17 protein-coding genes are annotated in these 26438 nt (G+C 58.4%); 14 read left to right on the plus strand and 3 right to left on the minus strand.

What is annotated here, in order from left to right:
• The first annotated feature begins 88 nt into the window (after positions 1–88).
• From ACE10Z_RS04730 to ACE10Z_RS04795, 14 genes are all read left to right on the plus strand, one after another.
• Positions 89–1192 (plus strand): helix-turn-helix domain-containing protein, encoded by a 1104-nt coding sequence (locus ACE10Z_RS04730; RefSeq protein WP_375786895.1) that lies wholly within the window; start codon positions 89–91, stop codon positions 1190–1192.
• Positions 1193–1503: 311 nt separating this feature from the next.
• Complete coding sequence (locus ACE10Z_RS04735; protein WP_375786896.1) at positions 1504–2508, plus strand: helix-turn-helix domain-containing protein; 1005 nt, start codon at positions 1504–1506, stop codon at positions 2506–2508.
• Between the two features lie 750 nt (positions 2509–3258).
• Complete coding sequence (locus ACE10Z_RS04740; protein WP_375786897.1) at positions 3259–4215, plus strand: helix-turn-helix domain-containing protein; 957 nt, start codon at positions 3259–3261, stop codon at positions 4213–4215.
• Positions 4216–4473: 258 nt separating this feature from the next.
• The gene (locus ACE10Z_RS04745; protein WP_375790106.1) at positions 4474–6123 is read left to right on the plus strand and encodes an arylsulfatase; all 1650 of its coding nucleotides are present in this window, start codon (positions 4474–4476) and stop codon (positions 6121–6123) included.
• A 218-nt stretch (positions 6124–6341) separates the two neighbouring features.
• On the plus strand, positions 6342–7376 hold the full coding sequence (locus ACE10Z_RS04750; RefSeq protein WP_375786898.1) for an HAD family hydrolase: 1035 nt from the start codon (positions 6342–6344) through the stop codon (positions 7374–7376).
• Positions 7377–7568: 192 nt separating this feature from the next.
• The gene (locus ACE10Z_RS04755; RefSeq protein ID WP_375786899.1) at positions 7569–8555 is read left to right on the plus strand and encodes a formylglycine-generating enzyme family protein; all 987 of its coding nucleotides are present in this window, start codon (positions 7569–7571) and stop codon (positions 8553–8555) included.
• Positions 8552–10261 (plus strand): arylsulfatase, encoded by a 1710-nt coding sequence (locus ACE10Z_RS04760; protein WP_375786900.1) that lies wholly within the window; start codon positions 8552–8554, stop codon positions 10259–10261. The genes ACE10Z_RS04755 and ACE10Z_RS04760 overlap by 4 nt, the downstream gene beginning before the upstream one ends.
• A gap of 747 nt (positions 10262–11008) precedes the next feature.
• The gene (locus ACE10Z_RS04765; protein ID WP_375786901.1) at positions 11009–14272 is read left to right on the plus strand and encodes an ABC transporter substrate-binding protein; all 3264 of its coding nucleotides are present in this window, start codon (positions 11009–11011) and stop codon (positions 14270–14272) included.
• A gap of 577 nt (positions 14273–14849) precedes the next feature.
• Entirely contained in the window at positions 14850–15131 is a 282-nt protein-coding gene (hxsA2, locus tag ACE10Z_RS04770) for a His-Xaa-Ser repeat protein HxsA2 (protein WP_375786902.1), read from the plus strand.
• Entirely contained in the window at positions 15115–15462 is a 348-nt protein-coding gene (locus tag ACE10Z_RS04775) for a hypothetical protein (protein ID WP_375786903.1), read from the plus strand. The genes hxsA2 and ACE10Z_RS04775 overlap by 17 nt, the downstream gene beginning before the upstream one ends.
• A 17-nt stretch (positions 15463–15479) precedes the next feature.
• The gene (gene hxsB, locus ACE10Z_RS04780; RefSeq protein ID WP_375786904.1) at positions 15480–16928 is read left to right on the plus strand and encodes a His-Xaa-Ser system radical SAM maturase HxsB; all 1449 of its coding nucleotides are present in this window, start codon (positions 15480–15482) and stop codon (positions 16926–16928) included.
• Positions 16925–18133 carry a His-Xaa-Ser system radical SAM maturase HxsC gene (gene hxsC, locus ACE10Z_RS04785; RefSeq protein WP_375786905.1) on the plus strand — a complete coding sequence of 403 codons (1209 nt, stop codon included), beginning with the start codon at positions 16925–16927 and terminating at the stop codon, positions 18131–18133. Before hxsB ends, hxsC begins: the two co-directional genes overlap by 4 nt.
• A gap of 1624 nt (positions 18134–19757) precedes the next feature.
• Entirely contained in the window at positions 19758–20612 is an 855-nt protein-coding gene (locus ACE10Z_RS04790; RefSeq protein WP_375786906.1) for a hypothetical protein, read from the plus strand.
• A 493-nt stretch (positions 20613–21105) separates the two neighbouring features.
• The gene (locus ACE10Z_RS04795) at positions 21106–21606 is read left to right on the plus strand and encodes an NAD(+)--rifampin ADP-ribosyltransferase (RefSeq protein ID WP_375786907.1); all 501 of its coding nucleotides are present in this window, start codon (positions 21106–21108) and stop codon (positions 21604–21606) included.
• Positions 21607–21787: 181 nt separating this feature from the next.
• On the opposite strand, the gene ACE10Z_RS04800 is transcribed toward ACE10Z_RS04795, so the two are convergent.
• The 3 genes from ACE10Z_RS04800 to ACE10Z_RS04810 all read right to left on the minus strand — a co-directional run bounded on the left by ACE10Z_RS04800 (position 21788) and on the right by ACE10Z_RS04810 (position 26001).
• Positions 21788–22030, minus strand: coding sequence for a hypothetical protein (locus tag ACE10Z_RS04800; RefSeq protein ID WP_375786908.1), 243 nt, complete (start codon positions 22028–22030; stop codon positions 21788–21790).
• 895 nt (positions 22031–22925) lie between these two features.
• Positions 22926–24917: a hypothetical protein gene (locus ACE10Z_RS04805; RefSeq protein WP_375790124.1), complete on the minus strand. Its 1992-nt coding sequence runs from the start codon at positions 24915–24917 to the stop codon at positions 22926–22928.
• A gap of 91 nt (positions 24918–25008) precedes the next feature.
• Positions 25009–26001 carry a caspase domain-containing protein gene (locus ACE10Z_RS04810; protein WP_375790107.1) on the minus strand — a complete coding sequence of 331 codons (993 nt, stop codon included), beginning with the start codon at positions 25999–26001 and terminating at the stop codon, positions 25009–25011.
• Positions 26002–26438 lie beyond the last annotated feature (437 nt).

Genomic DNA, 26438 nt, shown 5'->3' on the forward strand with positions numbered 1-26438 from the left:
CCCGGAGTGAAACGCCAACGACCTCTTATAGAATTTGGACGCCGCTCTCGCGCGGCAAGCAATTTTCCAGTTCGGCAAGGAGTGTGGGATGCCCTTCACCAACTCTTTCGTCTTTTCCGATCCATTACCGTATCAGGCAGCTCTGCGCATCTTCGATTTGGAAGTCATTCCCACGTGCACGGGTAAGTTTCGGGCAGAGTTAACGCAAATCGACTTGGAAAAGCTGCGGATGGAGCGCGGCCATGAAAATCTGCCGCACGTCGTCGCTGGGTCCGCCAAGCCCGGTCGGAAAACGATTACGTTCCTCACCGGGGAGCAGGTGATGGTATACTGCGGTCATGAAGTCTTGCTCGGTGATATTATCATCCTGAGGGCAGGTTCCCAACATCAACGAAACAGGGCGAACCACCACTGGGGATCGATGTCTCTGACGCACGACGACTTCGCGGCGGCCTACGCGGCTATAACCGGTCGCGAAAACTCGGAATCAACGCTCAAGCTTGTTGTGCGACCGAATTCTGACCTCATGTCGCGACTGTTGATGGCGCATGAGATGGTTGGACAAATGGCGGAGATGACCCCCGATGTGCTTGCGATACCTGAGGTGTCGCGTGCTCTCGAACAACAACTGATCCAATTGATGATGAGATGCCTGGACGAAAGCGAGTCGTCAGAAGTGACGACCGGTAGTCACCGCCATGATCTGATCGTCGCGCGACTCGAGGACTTCCTGCAAGAGAATCCCAAACGGCCGCTGTATTTGATGGAGATTTGCGCCGCGATCGGTGTCGCAGAGCGAACACTCCGGGCCGCCTGCCAAGAGCATTTGGGAATGGGCCCGATCCGCTATCTTTATTTGCGAAGAATGCACCTGGTGCGCCGTGCGCTCTTGGGCGCGGATCCCTCGACCGTTAGCGTCACGCGGATTGCGACCGACCACGGCTTCTGGGAGCTTGGCCGATTCTCAGTTTCTTATCGCAACGTGTTTGGCGAGTGTCCCTCGGAAACGTTGCGCCGGGGTGCGAAAGACAGGCCCGGAGTGTTGAAGCGGCGTTCGCAGCTGGATGCGCGTCAACTACCGCTAGGCCCTTCGAGGGCGGCTTTATCTGCCCCGAGCCGCGATTTTCGCACAATCGAAATCGCTCGGCCCAGCTCAACTCATGCGCAGACTAATCATAAAGAGTCGGCTTAACGGACAAAGTGAGCTGGGCGAATGGACCAGGCCAATTTGATCGGTAGCTGTTCGGGGTTTAAGCGATCAACTGAGCGTTGTCTTACAACAACTTAGTCGTTTGTGGCGTTGCGCGGCACATTGGTGTTGCCTGCATTGTGAGGGGTCGCATCCCTGGTGGGAGCTTTGCCGAAATATAATCGTCAGGAGCACCGTGTTAAAATGCAGAGCATCGCGAGCATGCGTATCGTGGTCGTCGGAGAAGCGAAACCACATCTATCAACGTATGCGTTGCACCAAGCATCAGGCGAAGCGGACGAGACTCGGAGGGAATGAAAATGCCTTCGAGCCAGATTTTCGCGTTTAGAGATCCGTTTCCCTATCAGGCGGCTATTCGAGCTGCGGATTGGGAGATATTTCCGACGACCAAAGGAGAATTTCGCGCGGAGCTGACGCAGATCAATTTGAACAAACTCTGGATGCAGCGTCTCCACGAAACACTACCGCAAGTCCAGGTCGGCACCCTCAGACCGGGACGCAAAGTAATTGGCTTCCTCACCGACGTACATCAGCGAGATATTCAACATCGCGGCGCGAACATTTCGCCCTGTGAGATAGTTACTAACTCCGATGTGATGCATATAAGAAGCGCAGGCAACAGCCGCTGTGGCGGAATGTCTCTGACTGATGATGATTTTGATGCAGCGTGCCAAGCGCTCATGGGCGGCAAGTATGAACCGTCTCCGTACAAGCACGTCGTTCGGCCCAGCCCTTACTTGATGACGCGATTGCGGACGTTGCATGAGATCATCGGGCAAATGGCCAAGGCGACACCCGACATTCTAGAGCTGACCGAAGTGGCTCGTTCCCTGGAGCAGCAGCTAATCCACTTGATGGTCAGGTGCCTAACGGAGGGCGAGCAGCCTGAGATAAGCGGCGGCGGTCGTCGTCACAATATAATTGTTTTGCGGTTAGAAGAGCTTTTGGAAGCAAATCACGACCGGCCGCTGTACCTCACAGAAATCTGCGCGGCTCTTAATACAGCGGAGCGGACGCTCCGTGTCGCCTGCGTGGAGCATCTGGGAATGGGGCCGATCCGTTATCTCTCCCTGCGACGAATGCATCTGGTACGCCGCGCACTATTGCGCGCAGATCCCGTGATGACGACCGTCACGCGGGTCGCTACCGATCACGGCTTCTGGGAGCTGGGCCGGTTCTCAGTTTCTTATCGAAACTTGTTTGGGGAGTCTCCTTCGGAAACCTTGCGCAGGCCGGTGCAAGACAAGCCCGAACGGCTCAGGCGCCCATCGTCGCTCGCTGGCGTTACCTACCAGTAGACGCTTGATGGCAGCGCCGCGATGGATTGAGCTGCGGTTTTCGCATAGTCGATATTGCTAGGTCCGGCTTGCATGGCGCTGCACAGCACGGGCTGTTGGCTGACGAATAGGAAGAGACAGTGACATTAACGGCAATCCACGCACGGAGGAGCCGACCAAATACTGCTTGTAAACGGACGCGCGGCTCCAGATCGACTACTTCGTGACGCGGTGCCGGGTCGGCGTCGCACCCGTCGGTGAGATCGCGAATGTTAGCCAGGTATTCCAGCCAGACGGCCGATTACAGCATCGAATTCCCCGTAGGCCTTGAAGTTTAGATATCCCCGCACGCACCAGTATGGCAGCTTCCGCTGCGGTCGCCGCGGCGAGAGAGCTCCAGATCGGCAGATTTCGCCGACTGTCAATGTCAGCTCAATGCCAGTTTGAACGCGCAAGCGGATCTCGTGCTGCTTAAGCCGACCTATACTTTCGTTACCCCGGTTCTCGGCGGCCAACTTGCGGTCGGATACTGTCTCGCAGAGACTACCCCAAGTTTTGGGAGAGGCTGTGCAAAAAAGGCAAAAACCGTGACTGGTCCGCTTGCCGACCAGATCACCCCTTAAAAGGGCGCCCAGGGCGGAAACAGAAGGCCGTCCCGGAAAGCGCCCTCAGTTTCCGAAGTTGCATAGCCGGATCACCTCTGATCTTCCATCCTGCACATTCGGCCATTGCGGTTCGCGATGACGGCACGCATCGAATGAGACGGCCTGGATGGCGGAGCACGGCACAGCCACGTTTGCCAGTCCCGAAGACTACAGCGCCGCAATTGGAGCTGCGAGGCTCAACCTCTTCGTCACCGCCGGGGGAGACTTCAACGGGCGACTGACGTGGTTGAATGTGGGCGGCCTGCACGTGGTTCGCGGGCGGGAGAATATCCCGCGCATCGGCTTTCTTGTGCTGCCGCCGGCCCAGGCCATCATCTCGTTCCCCGCGAGCGGAGAATCGTCCTTTGCGTATTGCGGGGTTGGCTTGGATTTCGGCGATTTCGTATTCCATGGCCTCGGCGAGCGCGCCCATCAGCGGACCGATGCGGGAGTCGTGTGGGGGCTTATATCGCTTCCACCAGAGCAGCTCGCGGCTTGCAGCAGGGCCCTGACCGGGCAGAGCATCAGGCCGCCATCACAAGGCCACGTCACGCGGCCCGCGCGCGATGCCGCAAAAGGCTTGCTAGGGCTATTTTCAAAGGTGTGTCGGCTCGCTGAAAACAAACGTGCGATAATCGCCAATCCGGAGGTTGCGCGAGCCCTCGAGCAAGAGTTGCTTCACGCGCTTGTCAATTGCCTGACAACCGGCGCTGTCGCCGAAAGCCCAAGTCGGAGACGACGTCACACCGATGTCATGATCCGGTTCGAGGAAGCCTTGGCCGCTCAAAGCGAGCCGCATTTGAATGTCTCGCAGCTCTGCAAGGCAATCGGCGTGCCGGAACGCACCCTGCGACAATACTGCGCCGAGTTTCTGGGCATGAGCCCGACCCGATACTACTTGTTGCGCCGCCTGAACATGGCGCGCGCGGCATTGCGTCGCGCCGATCCGAAGACGGCAAGTGTGGCGGCGATCGCGCGCGACCATCAGTTCGTGGAGCTCGGGCGCTTCGCCATGGCTTACCGCGCCGTGTTCGGCGAAATGCCATCGTCAACGCTGCGCCGCGCTCGATCCAAAACGGAATGATCTAAAGGGTTCTGCCGAAGTCGCATAGCGCACCCTCCGCGTACCTAGGAAGATCGATATCGACAGGCAGCGGACGGCCACGGCGAAAGCCGTCGGCAAAAATGACTGTTGCCTGCAACCACGCGCCGAAATCCGAAGGATCTTTCCTAACACGCATCGCGATTCGCAATCGGAGGAGCTGGAGTCATGAACATCAGTAAAAGCTTAAGAAGCAAGCTGGTTTCAAGTGTTGCCTTGGCGGCAATAAGCCTGCCCGCAATGAACCTGACGGCATCCGCCCAGGCGCCGGCCGGCAAGCCGAACATTCTCTTCATCATGGGCGACGACATCGGCATCATGCAGCCGAGCATCTATCACCGAGGGCTGATGGTTGGCGAGACGCCAAACATCGACCGCATCGGAAACGACGGCGCGCTCTTCATGACATATTATGCCGAGCAGAGCTGCACCGCTGGGCGCAATGCCTTCTTCACCGGAATGCATCCGCTTCGCACGGGCATGATTCCCCCGCAACTGCCCGGCAGCCCGTCCTGGCTGCGGCCTGGCACCCCCGCCGTCGCCAAGTTCTTGCTCGACCTCGGTTACAACACCGGTGAGTTCGGCAAGAATCACCTTGGCGACAACCCTGAGGCGCTACCAACTGCGCATGGTTTCCAGGAGTTCTGGGGCTATCTGTACCACCTCGACGCGATGCAGGGCGTGAGCTTCCCCGACATCAACAAGAGCCCGACCGTGCAAGGGATCGCGCCGCCGTGCAAAGCAACGCCGGTCCCGGGTCTGGCCGATGTGCCCGGCGCTGTCGACCCGCGGACAACGACCTGCCTGACGCCGCCGCGGCCGGTGCTTGCCTGCAAATCATCGGACGGCTCGCAAGCGAACCAGACCTGCAAGGACGAAGGTCCCTTGACGCTCGACCGATCACGAACTGTGGACGAAGAAATCTCGGCGAAAGTCATCGACTATCTTGATCGCAACGATCCCAAGAAGACCAACAAGCCGTTCTTCGTTTGGTATAACCCTGCCCGCATGCACATTACGACCGTGTTGCCCCCCAAGTACGAGGCGATGATCGGCGAGCCCGGCGGCAAGGACTGGGGCCTCAACGAGGCCGGCATGAAGCAGATGGACGACAATATCGGCTACGTCCTCAAGAAGCTCGAGGATATGGGCCAGCTCGACAACACCATCGTCGTCTTCACGACAGATAACGGCGCCGAGAACATCACCTTTCCCGATGGTGGCACTACGCCCTTCAAGGGGGGCAAGCTGACCACCTGGGAAGGTGGCATGCGCGCTCCGCTGGTCGTTCGCTGGCCGGGTCACATCAAGCCGGGCACGATCAAGAACGAGATGATGTCAGCGCTCGACTGGCTGCCGACGCTGGTCGACATCGCCGGCGGGCCGAAGGGCGACGCTTTGAAGAAGCAGATCGAGGCCGGAAGCTATCCCGGCATCGTCAAGACTACGCTCGACGGCGTCGATCAGCGCGCCTATCTCGAAGGCACGGACAAGTCGGCGCGCGAAGTCTTCTTCTACTACACCGGCGCGCAGCCATCGGCGGTACGCTACAAGAACTGGAAGATGTACTACACGATGGTGCCGGACACCGGCACCGGCGGTTTGTTCGGAGCGCAGAGTTTCCATTGGACGCAGGTCGCCAACATCAAGCGTGACCCATTCGAGCAGACAGTTGGCTCCGATGCCAAATCGCTGCTGGGCTATGCCGGTTCCATCGGCTCGCCGAGCACAGCCTATCTCTACGACTGGAATATCCTGCCCCTCGGCCAACTGCTCTGGGAAAAGGAGCTCTTCTCGTACAAGGACTTCCCTCCGATGCAGGCGCCGGAGACCTATAACCTCGACGGCATCCTCGCGGAAATGAAGAAGGCCGGCCACCAGAGCGAATGACTTCGACGTCCGAACAAGGTGGTCGGCTCCAACGAGCCGGCCGCTTCACTGCCAGACACAGCGGTTAACCTCTCTCGTCACGGGCTTTCCGCGGACAAATTAAGCCGAAGGCTTTCCGCAAAGGCCAGGCTCGTCCTCGGTCGAGCAAGCCCCGGAGAAGCTGAGGCTGCCCGCGTCAAGCAACTAAGCGGTATGTGCCGGAGCAAATGGAGACGATCATGAAGCCAGTCACGAGATCTCCTCACTTTAATCGCCGCGTGCTTCTCTCTTCGCTGGCGGTGCTTCCGCTACTTTCAGCCTCACTTCACTCCAGCGCGGCGATGGCACGAGCGCAGCGCGATGCGCTGCCTTCCTGGAATGACGGCATCGCTAAGGCGTCTATCCTCGACTTCGTCGAGCGCGTCACGGAGCACGGCGGACCGTATTTCGTACCACCCGATAAGCGTATAGCAGTCTTCGACAATGACGGCACGCTTTGGGTCGAGCAACCAATGTATGTGCAGCTCGCCTTTGTGCTCGACCGAGTGAAAGTCATGGCTCCGATGCATCCGGAATGGAAAGCCAAGCTGCCCTTCGCTGCGGTGCTGGATGGCGACCTGAAGGCGGTGGCGGCTTCCGGCGAAAAGGGCCTGGCCGAACTGGTCGCGGTCACGCACGCCGGCATGACAACGGTGGAGTTTGAGACGATCGTCACTGACTGGCTCGCGAACGCGCGCGATCGCCGCTTCAGACGACCTTACACCGAGTTGGTGTACCATCCGATGCTGGAGTTGCTTGCCTACCTGCGGGCGAACGGCTTCAAGACCTTCATCGTGTCAGGCGGCGGCATCGAGTTCATGCGACCATGGACGGATTCTGTCTACGGCGTCCTTCCGGAGCAGGTTGTCGGATCGTCGATCAAGACCCGATATGAAATGCGTGACGGTACCCCGACTCTATTCCGTCTTCCTGAAGTCAACTTCGTCAACGACAAGGCAGACAAGCCGATCGGAATCAACGAGCATATAGGCCTCCGACCGATAGCAGCCTTTGGTAACTCTGACGGCGATCTCGAAATGCTGCAATGGACGACGCTCACCGACGGCGCTCGGTTTGGCCTAATCGTCCACCATACCGACGCCGAACGCGAATATGCCTATGACCGTCAATCAGATTTTGGGAAACTGGACGTGGCGCTGGACGCCGCGGCAGTTAACCGGTGGACGGTGGCCGACATGAAGAGGGACTGGAAGCGGATCTTCGCCTTTGAGTAAGGACGGAAACCGCCAAGCCCGGTGACAGCGCCAATGCAGTATGGAGCGTATTTCGATCGCTCAACGCGACGCATGGTGAAACTTTGTTGCCGCAGCCGGCGGGCCCCTTGCAGGATGATAGTTTTGCCGAAACTGCATAGTGCGAGAGGCCGCGATTCGGCAATCTGACGGTCGCTGTGGTCGGGGTTTGTGATGAGTTTCACCAGTACGAAACATGCCCGAGGGCAAGCGGTCGAGCGCCCCGCAGACGAGGGAATGGTTTATATTCCGGGCGGGACTTTTCGCATGGGATCGGATGGACACTATCCGGAGGAGGCGCCGGCGCACCAGGTTGTCGTGGACGGGTTCTGGATAGACCGAACGACCGTCACCAATCATGAATTCCGGGAGTTCATCAACGCCACGGGCTACGTGACCTTCGCCGAGTTGACACCCGATGCAAAGGACTATCCAAACGCATTACCACACATGCTGAAGGCCGGCTCCCTCGTCTTCACGCCGCCCAAGCAGGCTGTCGACCTGCGCTATTGGGGCGAATGGTGGACCTTTAAATTTGGAGCCAGTTGGCGTCGTCCCTATGGACCGCACAGTAACCTCCGCGGACTCGACGATCATCCGGTCGTACATGTCGCTTACCGTGACGTCGAAGCCTATGCAAAGTGGGCCGGCAAGGAATTGCCGACCGAGGCCGAATGGGAATTCGCCGCACGCGGGGGCTTGGATGGCGCCGAGTTTGCCTGGGGCGACGAACTGATGCCCGGCGGCAAGCATATGGCGAACACCTGGCAGGGCAACTTCCCCCACGAGAATCTGGCGACCGACGGGTTCGAACGGACCTCGCCGGTCACAGCGTTCCCGGCCAATGGTTACGGTGTGCACGATATGATCGGCAACGTTTGGGAGTGGACCGCGGATTGGTACTCGCCAAAGCACGAGGCCGATGCGCCGAAGGCGTGCTGCATTCCGGAAAACCCGCGCGGTGGTCCCGAGGCAGCAAGCTACGACCCACGGGATCCGAAGATCAGGATTCCGCGCAAGGTGCTCAAGGGCGGCTCACATCTTTGCGCTCCCAACTATTGCCGCCGCTATCGTCCGGCCGCACGCCATGCCGAGCCGATCGATACGTCAGCCAGCCACGTCGGTTTCCGTTGCATCGTCAGGAAGAGGAGTACGTCATGAGCAGCGACAAGATTCCGGAAAATTCCGAGACGAGCGCCACGCCATCCAGCACAGGTTTGAAGCGCCGCGATCTGTTGCTCAGCGGTAGCTCTCTCGTCGCAGCTTCGGCGTTTTCGGCTGCCGGACTGACAAGTCCCGCAGAAGCGCAACAACCGACCGCGGCGCCTGCGTCGACCGGCCAGCGGCCCAACATCGTTGTCATCATGGGTGACGACATCGGCATGTGGAATATCGGCGCCTATCACCGGGGTCTGATGGCCGGCCGGACCCCGAACCTCGATAAGCTCGCCGCTGAAGGCATGATGTTCACCGACTACTACGCCGAGGCGAGTTGTACGGCGGGGCGCGCCAACTTCATCACCGGCGAGTTGCCGATTCGAACCGGCATGACCACGGTCGGTCAGGCCGGCGCATCCACAGGCATACCGGCACAGGCAGCAACGATTGCTACCGCACTCAAAGGTATGGGCTACGCTACCGGCCAGTTCGGAAAGAACCACCTTGGTGACAAGAACGAATTTTTACCGACGGTGCACGGCTTCGACGAATTCTTCGGCTATCTCTATCACCTCGACGCGATGGAGGATCCAGCACATCCCGGCTATCCGCAGGAGCTGCTGAACACCGTCGGTCCGCGCAACATGCTCCATTGTTATGCGACCAATGTCGACGATCCCACCGTGGATCCGCGCTGGGGCAAGGTTGGCAAGCAGAGGATCGAGGACGCCGGCACGCTCTATCCCAAGCGGATGGAAACCGTCGACGAAGAAATCCGTGACCTCGCCCTGAAGTTCATCGACAAGGCCAAGGCCGACAACAAGCCGTTCTTCCTGTGGCTCAATCCGACCCGCATGCACATCGTCACCCATCTGTCGCCAAAATACGAGGCGCTGCGCAATTCCAAGAACGGCTGGACGATCCATGAAGCCGGCATGGCGCAGCTCGATGACGACGTCGGCATCGTGATGCAGAAACTCAAGGACATGGGCGTCGATGACAATACCATTGTAGTTTTCACGACCGATAATGGCACCGAGGTCTTCACCTGGCCGGACGGTGGACAGACGCCGTTCGCGCAGAGCAAGGGCACAGTCCTGGAAGGTGGGTTCCGTGTACCCTGCATGATCCGCTGGCCGGGCAAGGTGCCGGCCGGCAAGGTTGAGAACGGTATCATCTCCGGGCTGGACTGGTTTCCGACCTTTCTCGCCGCAGCCGGTAACCCGAACATCGCCGAAGAGCTGAAGAAGGGCAAACAGATTGGTGACACCACCTATAAGTGTCACCTGGACGGCTATAACCAGATGGACATGATCACCGGAAAGGGCCCGTCGAACCGGCACGAAATCTTTTACTTCGGCGAAAGCGAGCTCGGTGCCGTGCGCATCGACGACTTCAAGTATCGTTTCATCGACCAGCCCGGAGGCTGGCTTGGTGAAAAAACCAAGCCTGACGTGCCCTATCTAATCAACCTTCGCCTCGATCCCTTCGAGCGCACCGGCTGGCCAAATAGCGGGACCAAGGAGGGTGCCCAGCAATACTTCGACTGGTTCAAATACGAGTTCTGGCGCTTCGTGTTTGTCCAGCAGCAGGTGGAAAAACTGGCCATGACGGCGATCGAGTTTCCGCCGATGCAAAGGGGCGCGAGCTTCAATCTCGATGCCGTGAAAGCGAAAATCGCAGCAGCCCAGGCAGCCATCGCCAAGTAGGTACGCTGAAGTTCATGACGGGTACCCAAGCCGGGCGTCCGTCATGACGAGCGTCTCGTGGCCCCAACATGCTTGCAGGCTGCAAACGAGACCAATGCCGCTGCCGAAAGAACTCCGCGTGGCGGGCGAGGCAAACGAGCTAAGTAATCAACGAAGCAACAATCGCAAGCCGCCTGATTGATGCGCGACGAGCCATATGCCGGTGAGACGCCATCACTGAACCGATGACCATTCAGGTGCATTGTGCAGGGAGGAAAAGTTATGAGATCGAACAACGCCGTTTGCGCTCTCTGCGCAGTGCTTCTGTCATTGCTTTCGCCGGTCGCTAGTATGGGAACACTTGATGCACGCGACACCGATTTCGCCTCACGCTTGTTCGCGGCGGCTCAGACCGACAAGCGGCAATGCGCAAACACCTGTCGTGCACGATATCGCGATTGCGTGGCCAAGAAACAAATACCAACCAACGAATGTCGGGGCGTTTACCAGGATTGCACGCGTTTCACTTGTAACGCTGTCCAGGGATAACCGACCTGCGGTTCAAGCGACGGGATGAGCCGCTGATAGCCGATCACGGCCAGGCCCAACGGTACTGACGCGCGATCGCAAGCCGTTTCTGCTTGTCCAAAAGACCCAAACTCGAGATGATCTGATCCGCGTGGGGCTGCATTCGCAATTCAATACCGTCGACGGCTCTAAACTGTTACAGTTCAAGGATTGCGCAAGGCATGTCCTCAGTGGGGTCCGATGCGACAGCGCGAGTTCATCAAACGCTTGGGCGGAGCAGGGGCAGCGTGGCTGCTCGCCGCGCTTGCGCAGCAGCCGACCATGTTGAGACAGCTAGCATTAGCCGTTTGCCTGATGCTGCTCGCATCGCATCCTGCCGTTGCGCTCGATCCAGTGTCCTTGCAACTTAAATGGAAACACCAGTTCCAGTTTGCCGGCTACTACGCCGCACTGGAGCAGGGTTTTTACCGCGACATTGGTCTCGATGTAACGATCCGCGAGGGCGGTCCCGATATCGACGCCGCCGAAGCGGTTGCCGGCGGCCAAGCGGATTTCGGCGTCTGCACCTCCAGCGTCCTGCGCGGATGGGTGATGGGCCGCCACCTGGTCGTGCTGGCCGTCATCTTCCAGCAGTCCCCAGCGATCATTCTGGTGCCGCGCCGGGCCGACATCAGAAGCGTCTCGGACTTACGGGGCCGCACGCTGATGGACACGCCGGGTAGCGATGAAATCGCTGCCATGTTGAAGCACGAAGGTGTGGATTATGCGGCGATGCCGCGCATTGACCACCGGGGCGATCCACGCGATCTCCTCGCCGGCAAGGCCGACGCGATGGTCGCCTACAACACCAACGAGCCATTCGTCCTTGAACAGCTCGGCGCCGCGTATCGCACCTTCTCGCCCGCGGCATACGGGGTCGATTTCTACGGCGACAATCTGTGCACCTCCGAAGCCGAGGTGAAGGCCCACCCAGAACGTGTGGCGGCATTCAGGACTGCGAGTCTGAAAGGCTGGGCCTATGCGCTGGCGCACAAGGAGGCGACGGTCGATCTCATCCTTAGGACCTATTCGGCAAAGAAGAGCCGCGAGGCCCTGCTGTTCGAAGCTGCCCGCATGGATACCCTGGTCAGACCAGGCCCCGGCCGGATCGGTGAGCAAGATGCTGCCCATTGGCGACTGATCGCCACGACCTATCACAAGCTCGGGCTGCTGGCTGACGATACGCTGCCCGCGGGACTGATGTGGACTGGCGAAGACGACATGGAAGGGCACTGGCTGATCGCAGTTTTGTTTGTGGTTGCCGGATTGGCGATTATGGCGCTGGCTTTGTACCGAAGCCGCTCCCTGCGTAGGGCATTAGCCCGGTTCGGAGCATTTCCGCCGGTCGCCACGATAGGGCGGCCGAGGCTGAGTCTTGTCATGTCGTTGCTGTTCATCTGCCTCAGCATTCCCATTCTCATCTTCATCCTGATCTACAATTACAACAAGAATTCCGCCGGCATGGTATCGATCCTGAACGACGCGGTCGCGCAGACCAGCCGCTCCGGCGTCGAGCGCGCCGAGAACTTGATCGACAGCACCGAAACCCCGTTGCGCTTTCTGGCCGACGTGGCCGCCGCTGATCCCGGCTATTTCCGCATCGAGCAAAGCAATGATCTGTTGTACCGCGCGCTGACCTCGGCAGCGCATATCGACGCCGTCTATGTCAGTTTCGAGGATGGTTATCATAGGGTCGTCACCCGCATGGACGACGATCGCAGACGTAACGACCCCCGTATTCCGGCGGCTGCGAATTGGCACGCCAGCTATATCGATGCGATCACCTTTGCGCTCTCGCGGGTTCGGCATCGCAAATTTTTTGACGTCTGGCCGCATTTAATCGGCGGGTACGATGTTGCAACCGACTTGGACATCAGGACCTTACCCGGCTATCAGACGGCCAAGACGACACGGACCCTTGCGGTGACCGAGCCCGCAATCAATCCCGACACCGGATTCCCTATTCTCTACTTGCGTGTTCCAATCTTCCGCGGCGTCAATTTTCTCGGCTGCGCAACGGCCAATATCACCATGGACGTGTTGTCGCGGTTTCTCGACAAGCACCGCGCCAGCGCGCACAGCGTCACCCTGATCGCCGACCGCAATAGCGGCGAGATCATCGCCTTCCCGTATATGCAGAAGAGCGTGCGCGTCGAGAACGGCAAACTCAAGATCGCGACCCTGACCGATATCGACGATCCGGATGTCCGTGAGGCTTCTCGCCGACACGCCGGTGCCGATACCGACAGTTTCGTTTTTCGGTCCCCTGCAAACGGACAGGATCTGATTGCGGCTTTCGCCAATTTCCCGGATGGCTTTGGCCAGCCCTGGCAGGTGATCACCTTGACGCCAATCGACGATTTCGTGGGGACGTTGAAGGCGACCAATCGGTTGATCATGGTGGTCATCATCATCCTCACCACGATCGAGCTTTTCTTCATCTATATCGCGGCCAGCCGGCTGTCTCGGCCAGTAGAAAACGTATCGCAGCAATTGCAAGCCATCGAAAGTCTGCAATTCGACGAGCCGGCATCGCGGCCATCCAACATCAGGGAAATCGCAAGGCTTGAATCGGCAGCTGCGCTACTTCGCAACTCGCTGAAATCGTTTTCCTCCTTCGTTCCGCTCGATGTGGTCCGCCAGCTCATCAAGTCGGGCATTCCGCTGACCCTGGGCGTCGAGCCGCGGTTCCTCACCGTGTTCTTTTCCGACCTGGAGAATTTCTCCACACACTCGGAAACCCTGGCGCCGGAAGACTTGCTGGTGCAGATCTCGACCTATCTCGAGCAGGTTTCGGGCGCGATCTTGGTAGAAGGCGGGACCGTCGACAAATTCATTGGCGATGGTGTCATGGCGTTCTGGAATGCTCCGATTCAGCGCCCCGACCATGTTCTGCGCGCCTGCGCGGGCGCGTTGCGAGCGGCACGGCGCATGGAGCGGGTGAACGATAGCTGGGAAGCGGAAGGACGGCCGCGAATCCGCATCCGGATCGGGCTCAATTGTGCCAACGTATTGGTCGGCAATGTCGGCTCCTCGGCCCGGCTGAGCTACACCGCTTTAGGGGATGGCGTAAATGTCGCGGCGCGACTTGAAGGCATTAACAAGCAGTTTGGCACGACCATCTGCATCAGCGACAGCGTCTATGACCAGGTAGGGGCCGAGATATTGGCGCGCCCGTTGAAGCGGGTTCAGGTCAAGGGCCGCAAGACCGAGTTCATGATCTTTGAATTGCTTGCCTTGCGCGCCAGCTCTGACGCGGAGCTGAGGGCTCGCGACCGGGACGAGCAGCTCTGTGCGATGACGTGGCTAGCCTCGCGCTGCTTCGAGGCTGGTGATGTTGCGGCAGCCCAGCAGGCCTATCACTCTGTCCTCATGGCCTTTCCCGGCGATCCCGTGGCCAAATTCATGCTGACGGAATGCGAAGAGTGCCGTGCTGGTCGATACCCCGGAAGCGGTCGTCTTTAATTGAGCAATGTCAATATGTTACGGCTCGGCAGAGCCTGACGGCTCTAAGTAAGTTTCGTCCTAGCTTCCCTCCCTCCGCCATCGCGCGCCGCCATTTCGTACCTCGAAACGGAGACAGGCCCGAAAACTCGGCCGTTTTCGTGCGTTTTCTCGCGCTGGAGAGTGCCGGCCGTACTAAAAATAAGCCGTGGATGGTCCTGGAGAACGCATTTTTCTCCGAATCCTAGAACGCCGGAAATTGGCACGGTACAGCATTTCGCGGAAAACAAAGCCCTCATAAGGGGCCGGTTTTGAATCTCTCTCGCTCAACCGAGAAGGAGGCGCGGCAGCTTCGGCGGCTGACGAACGCCATTCCGCTAGCCCGAATTCAAGCCGGTCAAAATTTGCTCCGGTCGGGTTCGGACTTCCCGTCGCAGCCAATGCAGCTCGACGTTCGTGATTTGACTGTCACACCAAACCCACTGCATCGGTCGGCTCGACCACGCGGCGCGCCTTGAGACAATAGAACTATGGACTTTGCGCCCTCGGAGGTTGTAAGAGTGCCTGCTCTTTGAGCAAATTATCAGTGGGGGGTTAAATGGCTGAGAAGTCAAAATTTGTACTTTCGCTAGGTGCTGCGCTCGCATCACTCACCGGAATGTCGGTTCCAGACGCCGAGGCCAAGGTAGTAATTTCCGACAGTGCCACCGCGATAGCGACCGAGAGCACCGTCAACAACCTACAGCCGAATGCCCATTATCAGGTGGGTGAAGACCTTCTTGGGTTCGTCATGACGAAGCAGTCCGATGGCACCGTCGTCGCTCAGCACGCCTCCCACGCCTCGCACGCGTCTCATGCGTCCCATGCCTCCAGCCGCTAAGCTTCCTGCGGCGTCTTCGGTCGAGGTAGTTGTCGATTTCGATTCAAGCATCCAAAGCCTCAGTGCTTTGGATGCGGCGGCGTATCGTCTGATCGGAACGGCGACCTGTCAGGTTGACCGGGCGGGCGACCGCTACGTTTGCCGCCTGGTTCCTTCCAAACCGCAAAAGGCAGCCGTACTCAGTTCGGACGAACTGAAGGAGCGGTTTCTGAATCTAGTTGCCGACGAAAACTTGCGGGCTCGTGTTGCCGAGAAAACTGACGGTATTCGGAACGTGATCCTTGCACTTGCCTTCGGGGCCCTGGCCGCTAACCAAAATGATGCCGGATAAAGTCCTGCTGGAGGACCATGGCGCGGTTTTTACCTCCTGAGAGCTTCAGCCCGACGAGCGAAGATCTTTCGCTGTTGCCGTTCAATTTTGAGCGCGCCGGAGCAAATCAGTATCTCGTAGCCAATATGGTTGGCGATTTTATCCGACTCTCTGAGGATGAATTGAATAGGCTCGTCGATCTTCAGGTTCGGGCCGGCGACGGCCTTTACGAAAAGGCTTATGCCGCCCATTTGGTCACTGGAACCAACCAGAAGGCGCAAAGACAGCTTTTGGCGGCTCGGCTGAGAAGCCGCATGTCGTTCCTGCAGCAGACGACCCCGCTTCATATTTTCGTCGTGACGCTGCGGTGTGAACACGCTTGCCCTTATTGTCAGGTCTCGCGTCAAAGTACGGACCGCTCACGCTTCGACATGAGCGAACAAACCGCGATGCTTGCACTCGACATAGCGTTCGCTAGCTCAACGACACGGATCAAGATTGAGTTTCAGGGTGGGGAGCCGCTTCTCAATTTTCCGTTGATCAAGAAGATTGTTGCCGCTGCGAAGCAACGGTCCGGCAAAAAGCTCGACTTCGTCATCGCCTCAAACTTGGCCTTGTTGGACGACACCGTTCTCGAATTTTGCAAAGAGAACAACGTCCTGCTCTCGACTTCCCTCGACGGTCCGGCCGATCTACACAACAAGAACCGTCCTCGGCCTGGTGCCAACAGTCATGAACTAGCTGTTGCTGGAATCCGGCGAGCCAGGGAGATTCTAGGTCCCGACCGGGTCGGGGCTTTGATGACTACTACGGAGGCGAGCCTCGACCGCGTCGATGAGATCATCGACGAATATCTCCAATTGGGGCTGGATGGCATCTTCCTGCGCCCGCTTTCTCCGTTCGGATTTGCAATCAAAACGAAGCAGTTCGCCAAGTACGATGCGCAAAAGTGGCTTGCGTTCTATGAGCGCGGATTGCGCCGGATTTTAGAAATCAACCGACAGGGTACCCCGTTCCGGGAGTTCTACGCGGCCCTGCTTCTCACACGGATGCTCTCGGACCGACCCATCGGCTACGTTGATTTGCGCAGCCCCGCCGGTGCCGGTCTTGGCGCGCTGGTCTACAACTATGACGGCAGCGTTTTCGCGTCGGATGAAGGCAGGATGCTGGCCGAGACCGGTGACGACGCGTTTCGGCTCGGTCACGTCGAACACGACAGCTACAATTCGCTCATCCTGTCAGATAAGTTGATCGGCGCGATTTCGTCGTCACTGACGCAGTGCGCGCCCGAATGCTCGACCTGTGTGTATGAGAGCCACTGCGGGGCGGACCCCGTCTATCATCACGCGACACAGGGTGACGTCCTCGGAATCAAGCCTCTGTCCGCGTTTTGTGCCCGGCAGAAGGGCATCATGGGCTTGCTGCTGGATATTCTCGATAACTCGCCGGAAGATGCCGCCATCCTGCGACGGTGGGCCGCCGCATGACCCTTCCTCTCTATGGCACGGCTTCGCAGAGCTCTGGACTTTCCTCGGACAAAGTCCGATCAGTCCTCCGGCTCCGGTCGGTCGACTATGACGGCGAACGTCACGAGCCGGATTTCGCGCTCGCCAAAACGCCAGATGACGTCCGGCGTGCGCGCGTAGCTGGCTGGCAGTCGATCTTCGTCGTCTCCGAGGGTGTAATCGATTTACCCGACGCGTTCAACGGACAGCTGATCACGGTGCCCCCGAAATACGACTATCTCGCGGACAGCGACGTCATCGGCTTTGATCATGCTTCGCGGAAATTCCGTACGCTGTATCGCCGCAATTCGGCGCACAACTCATTTCTGGTCACGGAACGGTGCAACAATTATTGCCTGATGTGCTCGCAGCCACCGAAAGATGTCGATGACCGGTGGCTCCTCGGCGAAATCAAAGAAAGCCTGCGTCTCATCGATCCGGCAACTCGCGCGCTGACGTTCACCGGCGGCGAGACCCTGTCTGATTGGGAAGACTTCATCGACGTGCTGAAGGAGTGCCGCGATCGGCTGCCGACGACCGCCATCCAGGTGCTGACCAACGGCCGAGCCTTCGCCGACTCGCGCATCGTCGACGCCTGGAAAGGGATTGACCACCCAAATCTGATGGCGGCCATTCCGGTCTATGCCTCGGTCGATCATGTCCATGATCACGTGGTGCAGGCCAAGGGCGCGTTCGATGAGACAATCCTGGGCATCTTAAAGCTCAAGGACCGGGGACAACGCGTGGAAATCCGTGTCGTGCTGCATGCGTTGACGGCGCCGATCATTGAGGAGACGGGCCGGTGGCTTGCCCGCAATCTGCCGTTCGTTGATCACGTCGCGTTGATGGGCCTCGAAAACACGGGCTTTGCCATTGCAAACGATGCCGTGCTCTGGATGGATCCTGTCGATTATAGCGACGGGCTCGCCCGGGCCGTCGACCGCTTGAGTGCCGCTGGAGTAAACGTGTCGGTCTACAACCTTCCGAAATGTGTTCTTCCAAAATCCGTGTGGCCAAATGCGCTCCAGTCGATCTCGGACTGGAAAAACGGCTTCGTGGAGGAATGTGATAGGTGTGATTCAAAGAACACCTGCAGCGGCTTTTTCACGACCGGTCGTCCGCGGTTCAGTCGCGGTGTGAGCGCGATCACGTCCGAACGAAAAGAATTGAGCCGCTTCGCGAATTAGCAGGCCACGGAATCAGGAGAACGAATATGAAGGTTGAGAATGGTCTCCTTTTCGTTGCTGCGGTTGTATGCAGCATCTCGGCAGCTCCAGCCTTCGCAAAGACAGCGAAGGAATGCACGGCGGAGTGGCGAGCCGACAAGGTCGGTATGCAAGTTCGAGGCGTAACCGAGAAAGCATACGTTGAACAGTGCAGGGGAGGGGCGGAGCCATCCGCTGCCGCGCCGGCGCCGAAACCGGCCGAGACGGCTCAACCTCCGGCACCTAGGTCAGCGACAGCAACCGGATCGAAAACGGCAAAAGAGTGCACCGCTGAATGGCGCGCGGACAAGGCCGGCATGCAAGCCCGGGGCGTAACCGAAAAAGCGTACGTTGAACAATGCAGGGTAGGAGCGGCGGCACCGGCTTCCGCCCCTTCGCCGGGGCCGAGCGCCGCAACGCCTCCGCGCGCCGCGGCTCCGTCGACGAGTACCTCGTCTTCCCAGAAGACCGCTAAGGAGTGCATCGCCGAATGGCGAGCTGACAAGGCGGGCATGCAAGCCCGTGGCGTCACCGAAAAGGCCTATGTCGAGCAGTGCAGGGCCGGCGGCACTATGCCGAGCGCGACCGCTCCCGAACCCAAGGCAGCCCCTGCTGCACTCCCGCCGCGTCAGTCCGCACCAACCGCGACGCAGGCTGTGCCAACCCCCGCGCCACAAAAGCCGGCCCCCACGACGACTGCGGCACCTGTGCCAGCGCCGGTGCAGCCGCCTCCCGGCCGCAGCGATAGCCCAACGCTTGAGGCGGGGCAGTTTGCTGACGAAGCTTCCGCAAAAGCGCGATGCCCGTCCGACACGGTCGTTTGGGTGAACCTCCCGTCTAAGGTCTATCACTTCGCGGGAACGAGGAGCTACGGCGCCACGAAGCGCGGTGCGTACATGTGCGAGAAGGAAGCAATCGCTGCTGAAGATCGTGCCTCAAAAACCGAGAAACATCCCTGAGATCAAATTGAAGGACCTGGCGGATCGACATTCTGTATGGTGCGGTGCGCGGCAGTCGATTTCGCGCACTGATAGGACTTCCAACGCATGCGCGCGAACCTTTCAAATCCCCCGTTAAATTAGACCAAAATCCCTTCTGTCGGCGAAAGCGCGGCCGTCTAAATGCGCACTACGACGGCAGCCTTCAGTTTTGCGCGGCCATCGGGCTCGACTGAAATCCCTAACAGTCACGAACTGGATAGTCTTTCTGGCAGAATCTGATCAAAATCAGCACCGTTAGTCACCTAGAGCATTTCGGGCGCCCGGCAGCGGCTCGAACCTGAAATACGCGATATACAGAGGAGCGTTGTGATCCGTGCCGCGTCTTGCACCGGCTTCAAAAAACCAAACGTCGGGAGCTCAATCCTTTCACCGGCACGCGTATTCACGATGGGTTAGATCGTCATTCGCCAAGACCATATCATCCGTTCTGTGTGGAGCGAAATGCAAGAGAGCAGTATGAGCTCCGTCTGTTCGGGCAAGTGCCCTACGGCAACTTCAGCCAAATTGCGAAAGCAGAGGCAACGTCCGTACTCCCGCAGTACGTGACGGTAAGATGCAAGAAAACGGTGCTCGAAAACGTAATCGTCGTTTGAGGAAAGCGCAACATGGGGAGAGAGGCTGACGACTTTGAGTTCGTCCAACTTGAGCGGACATTCCATGAGCTATCAAGGCAGGAGCGCGACAGCGACGAGCATGGTATCGCGGAAACGTTTCACGTGCGAGGTAATCTGACTTGGAGCGACATCCTCAAGGACTATCGAACGGTCATCCTGTCAGAAGCGGGCTCTGGCAAAACCGAGGAAATTCGTCAGGCCGCAAAGCGGTTGCGCGCAGAAGGCAAGGCTGCGTTCTTTCTTCGTCTGGAACACGTAGCAAGTAACTTTGACGACGCTTTCGAGGCGGGCTCGATTGAAGAGTTCGAGACTTGGCTGAAGTCGGGAGACGAGGGCTGGCTGTTCCTAGATTCAATTGACGAGGCACGACTCAAATCACCCCTGGATTTCGCTTCGGCTGTTCGCAAGCTTGGTACGCGGGTGAAAGTTGCGGTCCAGAGAGCCCACGTTATTATTACCGGTCGCACGCACGCCTGGAGAGCCAAGAGCGACGCGCAGCTCTGTGAAAGCCAATTTCCGTTCAGGGCGTCCACGCAAACTATTTCTAAAATAGTGGATGAGGATCCTGCCGAAGATTCGGTCGATGCAGAACAGAAACTCTCAGCCACTCGAACCGAACGGCCCGTCGAGCCAATATTTAAGATTGTTGCTCTCGACGATTTAGACAGAGATCAAATTAAAAGATTCGCTTGGAGGAGCCGTCGGCAGGTCTCGACGTATACCCGCGGCGCCAATCAGAAACGGCTTGCACACGAGGCAGGCACTCGCATCGCCGCGGCACTAAAGATGAACGGAATTGTCCCGCTATCCGGGACGGTTGAGTCCCAGCGGGACAAAACAGCGTAAAAAGGTAGGGAGATCAAAGCATGAAAAGGAAGCTGGTGCCCCTGGCCGACAGTTGCCTAGTACTCTAACCAATTGAATTCAAAGAACACTTTTTCCTCTGTTGCTGCAGATACCAGCAGAAATACCAGCAAGCTGACGCACGCCACGACCTGGCAAAAAATAAACTAGCAGCTCCCTAGCATCAGGCTCGCTCTATGCCACTCCGGGCCCTGACCGGAATCGAACCCGGCACCACTCGGAATCTCGGCGGGGTCGACCTAGCATAATACCGCGAGGTCAAGGGAGACTTGTAATACGTGCTCCCATCCATCGTTCCCCACGGTGCCGAGAGAGACACTTACCTCGTGCGTGCGGGACGACTTCGCGGGCGACTCGATTTGCGCTTGGCGCGAGAGACCGATGCCGAAAAAGCTGATCGCGCGCCGCCGACTTTCGCATATCGGTCAGCCGTCACCGTCCGGAGGTGGTCTCTAAGTAATTCTGAGCGCTTTGCGTGACGGTGCAAAGCCAAGGCAATCTTCAACGTCCCGTAGCCGGCGCTCTCGTCAGTGCTGTATGTTTCGTACCGAGCAAGAAGAAGTTCGGGGAAGCCATGAACGAAAGATTGGGGAAATGGAAAAGAAGGCGTCTCGCCGCCAAGGGTCTGCTTCCTCGCAAGAGACCACAACGCTACTTCCATGGCGGAGACTTCGGCCTACAAATAGGCGAGTATATTTTGCCGCCGTCGGTCACCTGCGTACCGCAAAATGGCAATGTTTCGCCAGATATTCGTCGGGACGATCGCATCTACATGGTAAAGCTATTCGACCAAGCGGCAATTTGGGCAGCTCACCACGAATATCCGCGAATTTATGAAGTCGAAGTTGAGGGCGTGGTCGAAGATGATCCTGATGCGCCAGGGACCGCTTTCCAGTGTGAGAAAGCACGCATCGTCAACGTCCACAAGATTCCGCCAGAAATGCTCTTGGCCGCAAGAAAAAAGCTACTTCTGTGATCGGGCAGCTTGCAGCGATCGTCGCGAGAGAACCGCGACGGCTGTTACCGGAACTGACCTGGAATTGTCGGTAACGGTGCGGCCTGTTCGGACGAACGCGTGCCTTAATGCAGCATCGGTCTGACCGCCTCGACAGCCTAAGCGATGGCGCGTCCGCCGCTTCACTCTGCAAACCGGCGGCCTAGCTTGCTCTCGTTTCGACCCTCGGCAGCGAAGCGTGATATTCATCCACGCTGTCGAGGTCGATCATGGTCTTGCCCCCCATCTTGTAGGCTCGGATCCTCTCGTCGGCGATCAGCTCATAAGCCTTAGTCTTTCCGAATTTGCCATAGCGGCAACCGTCCTTGAACTCGACGAGCCGGCGCCGCTTGTTGTTGCCATTATCAACCATGGTTCCTGCATGTGCTTCGATGAACTCCGCCACAATCGGATCAAGCCTCCCTGAGGGAGATGGCATTTCCACGGAGCGACCTTGGTGGCGATGCGGGCTACCGGGAAGGCGCTGCTTTCGTGGCAGCCGACGAAGTTCCTGCTGCCGTGTTTCGACGCCATCTGCGCAAAGCCCAATCGCCCGAGATGCGTTGATCCATATCGCCCGTGGTGCCAAACAAAACGCTTTCTGTTGTCGCCGCTAACTCCTGGGTGCCGTGGCGTACAAATCGGACAAACCGCCGGCTGACGTCGTGCCCACGAGTTCGAGAAGATTTCTGACTTCGAGAACGAAAGTGTCGGCGCGGGACGATTATTTGTGGCCGCGTTCTATCGGCATTCTGCTCAAGTTTGCGCGTGCGCAGGTCGATTTCCCTAAATTCCGCCTCGATGCGGACGATAAGGCTCTCGGCGTCGTCGTAGAACGCGTCGTTATGTTCAACATGCCGGAACTCCTGGCGGGAAACCTGCCGGTAAGGGCCTTCTCAATCGCAAGGCCAGCATCGAAACAGGCGCCGAGTAAATCCGTAAGCTCCGCCCAGTCAGCGGCCATGATTCCGGGGTGCTCACCTTCGGCATCGTATAGTTGGCCTCGAAGGCGCTCCTCCGCAGTCGATTTGATTGCGAGTAGTGCTTGTAGCTTGAACTGCGCAATGTGTTGTTTGGCGGATTCGGAGAGTTCGGCCAGGCTCGATAGCGAAAGGTTGGAGTGCTGGCAGGCGGCGATAGCTCCAGCCTGGAATCCACTCTCCGAAAGTAGAAACGCACGGTCGGCGCCGACGTCCGGAGATTATCGGAATAGGTAATCAGGAGATAATCCCAAGCTTTGCCAAGGTGTCGTTGAGCGTGGAGCGGCCGGAGTGGTCTGAGTGCGACACCGTCGCCCGCGGCTACTTGGGAGTGACATCGATCATCTTGATGGGCTCGATCGGCTCAGTGATATCGATCGGCTTAGCGACAGAAAGCGCCAGATCCGACAGTCTCCCGTCGTATACTGAGGAAAAGGGTATGGTCCGCGCGGCTCCGCCTTCAAGGCAGACAAAGCCGCCTTCGGGATCGAAATCCGGTAACAATGCGCAAAATGGGACGCTCTGATTACGGAGCGTGCCCCACGTCGATGGAGATCTCTCGTCCAATTGTTCGGGCAGCATGATAAAGATGCAGTGGTTTGCCATACCGGACCTATCTATCTCGGACGCCTCCCAAAGCATGCTCTCGGTGTCGTCGGGGACGTAGACGACAAACTGAACCTCCTTCAAGAACTGACTGACGTGATCACGCCAGTCGGTCTGTCGCCCGCTACGAGACGATACGTTCCCAAATTGCATCCTGCCCATTCCCATGGCTTCATGAGGACCGGCAATGCCAAAAACGGTGACGGCGACCGCGAAACTCCGATGGAGGGTGGCCTCAAGAGTTAGAGTTTCGGGTTCGTGGGGATAGGGTATGATCCTCAAGCCGTCGGGCACAAAATGATTCGGAATGCGTTGGCGGCGGGTTTGTCGAAATGACCTGAGATACAATCCGTAGGACTTCCGTGCAGTACGCCGTTCTGGAGTCGAGAGTAATTCGAAGCCCAGAATATTGCGTTGCGCCAAATCGGATGCGCGGTCCACATGGCCCATTAGCCATATGAGAGGTGCGCCGTTCTCAGGAAATAGCCGGTGTTTGCCCACATCCGGCCCCGAGGGAATTTCCGACGGCAGCTGAGTCGTACTAAATGGCAGTTCTTCTCCGCCTCGGTTCACAAGTTCGGAGGTATCCTTTGGAAGTGGATCCATGGTGTCGAACAAGTATGATACCAGATCGACCCTGTTCAACATCTCGAGGCCGTAGGTTGCGTTATTGACGCTGTCCGAAGGTGGCTTGTTGATCAGACGCATTCCGATGCGCGAGACCATCGCGGGATGTTTTTGAAGGCGCTCGATGAGCCACTGGGCCGATTCGATGACGTCGTCACGACCGCGGAGCGCGGCGCTCCTAGCTAGCCCGAGAATATGCGAAAGGGCAGCCTGCTCAAAGAAGAGGTCTCCGCTTTTTTCGCACGCGTATTTGGAAAGCCGAACGCCCCGGTCGATCTGCTCCAATCGGTTAAGACGATCATCGACGAGGAACCGCGCCAGCGGACCAATGGAGAGTTCGAACAATGGATGCTGCTGAGCGCGCATTCCCAACAAGCTCGCATGCTCTGCTGCGCGCACAAGTTCCTCTTGCACGTCGGCCGCTGGAGCTGCGGTCACCGCTGCGCGTTCCGTCATTATCCAAAGGACAGGGATGATGCTCCCGCACATCTGCAAGGCGTCGGCGGACCTTCGAGCCGCTCTAAGACTGTTGCGAAGCATCTCGGCCGTCCCGGCGGTCGCCGGCTCCGCCCAGGTCGTGAGCCGAGGAAATAGCGCCTGATCTACAGGTGTGCTCCTCTTTGGAGGAGCCGGAAACGGCTTGGTCGCAAGGGCGTCGGCCAGGGACTTCAACAGCTCCTTCCATCGCCGTCTCTCATGCTGGTCCAATTGACCAACGTGTTCGAACGTCGCCGCGACGCGACGAGATCCGGCAATGCCCATATAGCACACGATATCGAGGTCGCCGTGCAGTGCGTCGCCGCGAATGGTGGCTTCTTGGCGGATCAAGTTTGTCCCGACTGCCTTGATGGATTGATTGAAAGTTCCGTCCAGCATCGTTGCAGCCCACATCGAGCCTTGGCCTTCCGCGATCGTTTCCAGCGCCTGTGGCTGGGTATTCCGAACAGAAGAGATGGTCAGCATGTCGGTCGGCCGGAGCGCAGGTTCGACTTCCGGCACCAGTTCGATCACGGAGCCGATCGGCGAGGAATCGCTCGATAGACTCATCCACCGCCTGCCGTCGAGAGATCCGAGTTCCATTTGAGACTCCTAATCGAAAGGCACCTGGCCGATCCAGCGTCACGGCGCTGGTTTTGGATACCCGCAATGAATGCGTTCAGAGCCTAAGTGATCATATCCTTCCATTGGATACGAGACGTCGATAGTGCTCGCCGAGAGCTGTCAGTCGAACGGTCTTGCTCTCCATGGCGGCGTGCCACATGTGCTTTGCGTCCGGTACAAGCATGCCGACACGATTGTACTTTTGAAGGATCGCGAAGATCTTGTTCTTCTCCAGATCGGGAGGAGGAAGTGCAGGATCGTCACCCGTCGTTGGCTTCTGTCGCTCCGGCTCGAAGGAAGGATCGAGTTGAAACTTTTTGCCGGGACTCGGAAAGAAGTCGATAATGCGTCTGAGCTCAGTTAGTTCGAGCGAGGGCTGCACTCTACGGAGAGAGACAAACCGATTCACGTTGGTTTTGAAAACCGGCCTTTGCTTGGTCCACGACCCCAAGGACTGGTCGACATGTGCGTATACCGCACCGGGCGTTATCTCGCCCACCAGGTTCGCGGCTTCGCCCCCGAGGGCATCGACCAAAAGGCTGGTGAACAGGCCCGCCCCGTTCTTCTCGCTGGCGTACTGCTCCGCGGTCGATGCGGTCAGGATCGTTACACCCTCGGTGATCTCGGCCATAGCCGGGAGCGCCGGATGGCTGCCGGCGATTCCGCTATGACAGCTGTCGAGCATGATGATCTTATTTTGGGCCTTGGAAAGGTTGGCCATGGTCATGATTTCGGCCAGGGGAACGCCGTCATGTCCGGTTTTGCAATCGCTTGCACATAGATAACCGCCAGTCGCCTCAAGATGTCCGTGACCGGCGAAGTAGAGCAACGCAACCTCAATCCCTTGGTTGCCGGCGAAGAGTTGTTCGATCAGGTCTCGTAGCTCCTGTCGCTCTATGGCATTGGCCGGACTGGTACCGGTTTTCAGGCAAACTTCGAAATTTTGCGACTCGTCCGCATTTTTCGCGAGCTTTTCCTTGACGGAATAGGCGTCATTCACAGCCCCCGTTAGGGGCGTAATGAACGTGTAGTGGTCGATCCCAACGACGAGCGCCTTACGAATGGTCATCCGCGCCTCACAGCGAGCTAGAAACGCCGTCGTTTACCACGATCAAGCTGACGCGGTCGCCCTGCTAGCGCGCCGACGGGACTGCAGGATATCAACTTTGCCGATATTCGTACCGAGGGTTTGCCCTAGGTCACCAAGACCGCGGCCGGAAATGGGGAGGTTCGTTTTGAGGGGTAAGCGCAGGGAGCATCGAAGTGGACTGCGGAACCGCCCCGAACCGTCGTGCTACCTCGCGCCCGTCGCGCTGAGCCACGGTGCGGACCGGGGCGCCGGGTTGGCCGTCAGTCGCCGGAGCGCGGGTTCGAACTCCCAGGCTACGCTGCGCGCCTCGCGTTCGATCATATTGCGGATGCAGGTCGCAATCAGCCTATTAGGTCGGGTGAGGATGGCCCGGTGAATTTTCTCTTCCAGAGGCTCCGCGAGTTGACAGC

The sequence above is a fragment of the Bradyrhizobium sp. Pha-3 genome, from assembly GCF_042258615.1.
GTDB lineage: Bacteria > Pseudomonadota > Alphaproteobacteria > Rhizobiales > Xanthobacteraceae > Bradyrhizobium.

What these genes read in the sequence shown, in the direction of transcription:
- hxsB (WP_375786904.1), top strand. Translation starts at nt 15,480, where the DNA reads ATGGCGCGGTTTTTACCTCCTGAGAGCTTCAGCCCGACGAGCGAAGAT.
- ACE10Z_RS04740 (WP_375786897.1), top strand. Translation starts at nt 3,259, where the DNA reads ATGGCGGAGCACGGCACAGCCACGTTTGCCAGTCCCGAAGACTACAGC.
- hxsC (WP_375786905.1), top strand. Translation starts at nt 16,925, where the DNA reads ATGACCCTTCCTCTCTATGGCACGGCTTCGCAGAGCTCTGGACTTTCC.
- hxsA2 (WP_375786902.1), top strand. Translation starts at nt 14,850, where the DNA reads ATGGCTGAGAAGTCAAAATTTGTACTTTCGCTAGGTGCTGCGCTCGCA.
- ACE10Z_RS04765 (WP_375786901.1), top strand. Translation starts at nt 11,009, where the DNA reads ATGCGACAGCGCGAGTTCATCAAACGCTTGGGCGGAGCAGGGGCAGCG.
- ACE10Z_RS04805 (WP_375790124.1), bottom strand. Translation starts at nt 24,917, where the DNA reads ATGGAACTCGGATCTCTCGACGGCAGGCGGTGGATGAGTCTATCGAGC.
- ACE10Z_RS04790 (WP_375786906.1), top strand. Translation starts at nt 19,758, where the DNA reads ATGGGGAGAGAGGCTGACGACTTTGAGTTCGTCCAACTTGAGCGGACA.
- ACE10Z_RS04750 (WP_375786898.1), top strand. Translation starts at nt 6,342, where the DNA reads ATGAAGCCAGTCACGAGATCTCCTCACTTTAATCGCCGCGTGCTTCTC.
- ACE10Z_RS04735 (WP_375786896.1), top strand. Translation starts at nt 1,504, where the DNA reads ATGAAAATGCCTTCGAGCCAGATTTTCGCGTTTAGAGATCCGTTTCCC.
- ACE10Z_RS04760 (WP_375786900.1), top strand. Translation starts at nt 8,552, where the DNA reads ATGAGCAGCGACAAGATTCCGGAAAATTCCGAGACGAGCGCCACGCCA.
- ACE10Z_RS04755 (WP_375786899.1), top strand. Translation starts at nt 7,569, where the DNA reads ATGAGTTTCACCAGTACGAAACATGCCCGAGGGCAAGCGGTCGAGCGC.
- ACE10Z_RS04775 (WP_375786903.1), top strand. Translation starts at nt 15,115, where the DNA reads ATGCCTCCAGCCGCTAAGCTTCCTGCGGCGTCTTCGGTCGAGGTAGTT.
- ACE10Z_RS04730 (WP_375786895.1), top strand. Translation starts at nt 89, where the DNA reads ATGCCCTTCACCAACTCTTTCGTCTTTTCCGATCCATTACCGTATCAG.
- ACE10Z_RS04745 (WP_375790106.1), top strand. Translation starts at nt 4,474, where the DNA reads ATGAACCTGACGGCATCCGCCCAGGCGCCGGCCGGCAAGCCGAACATT.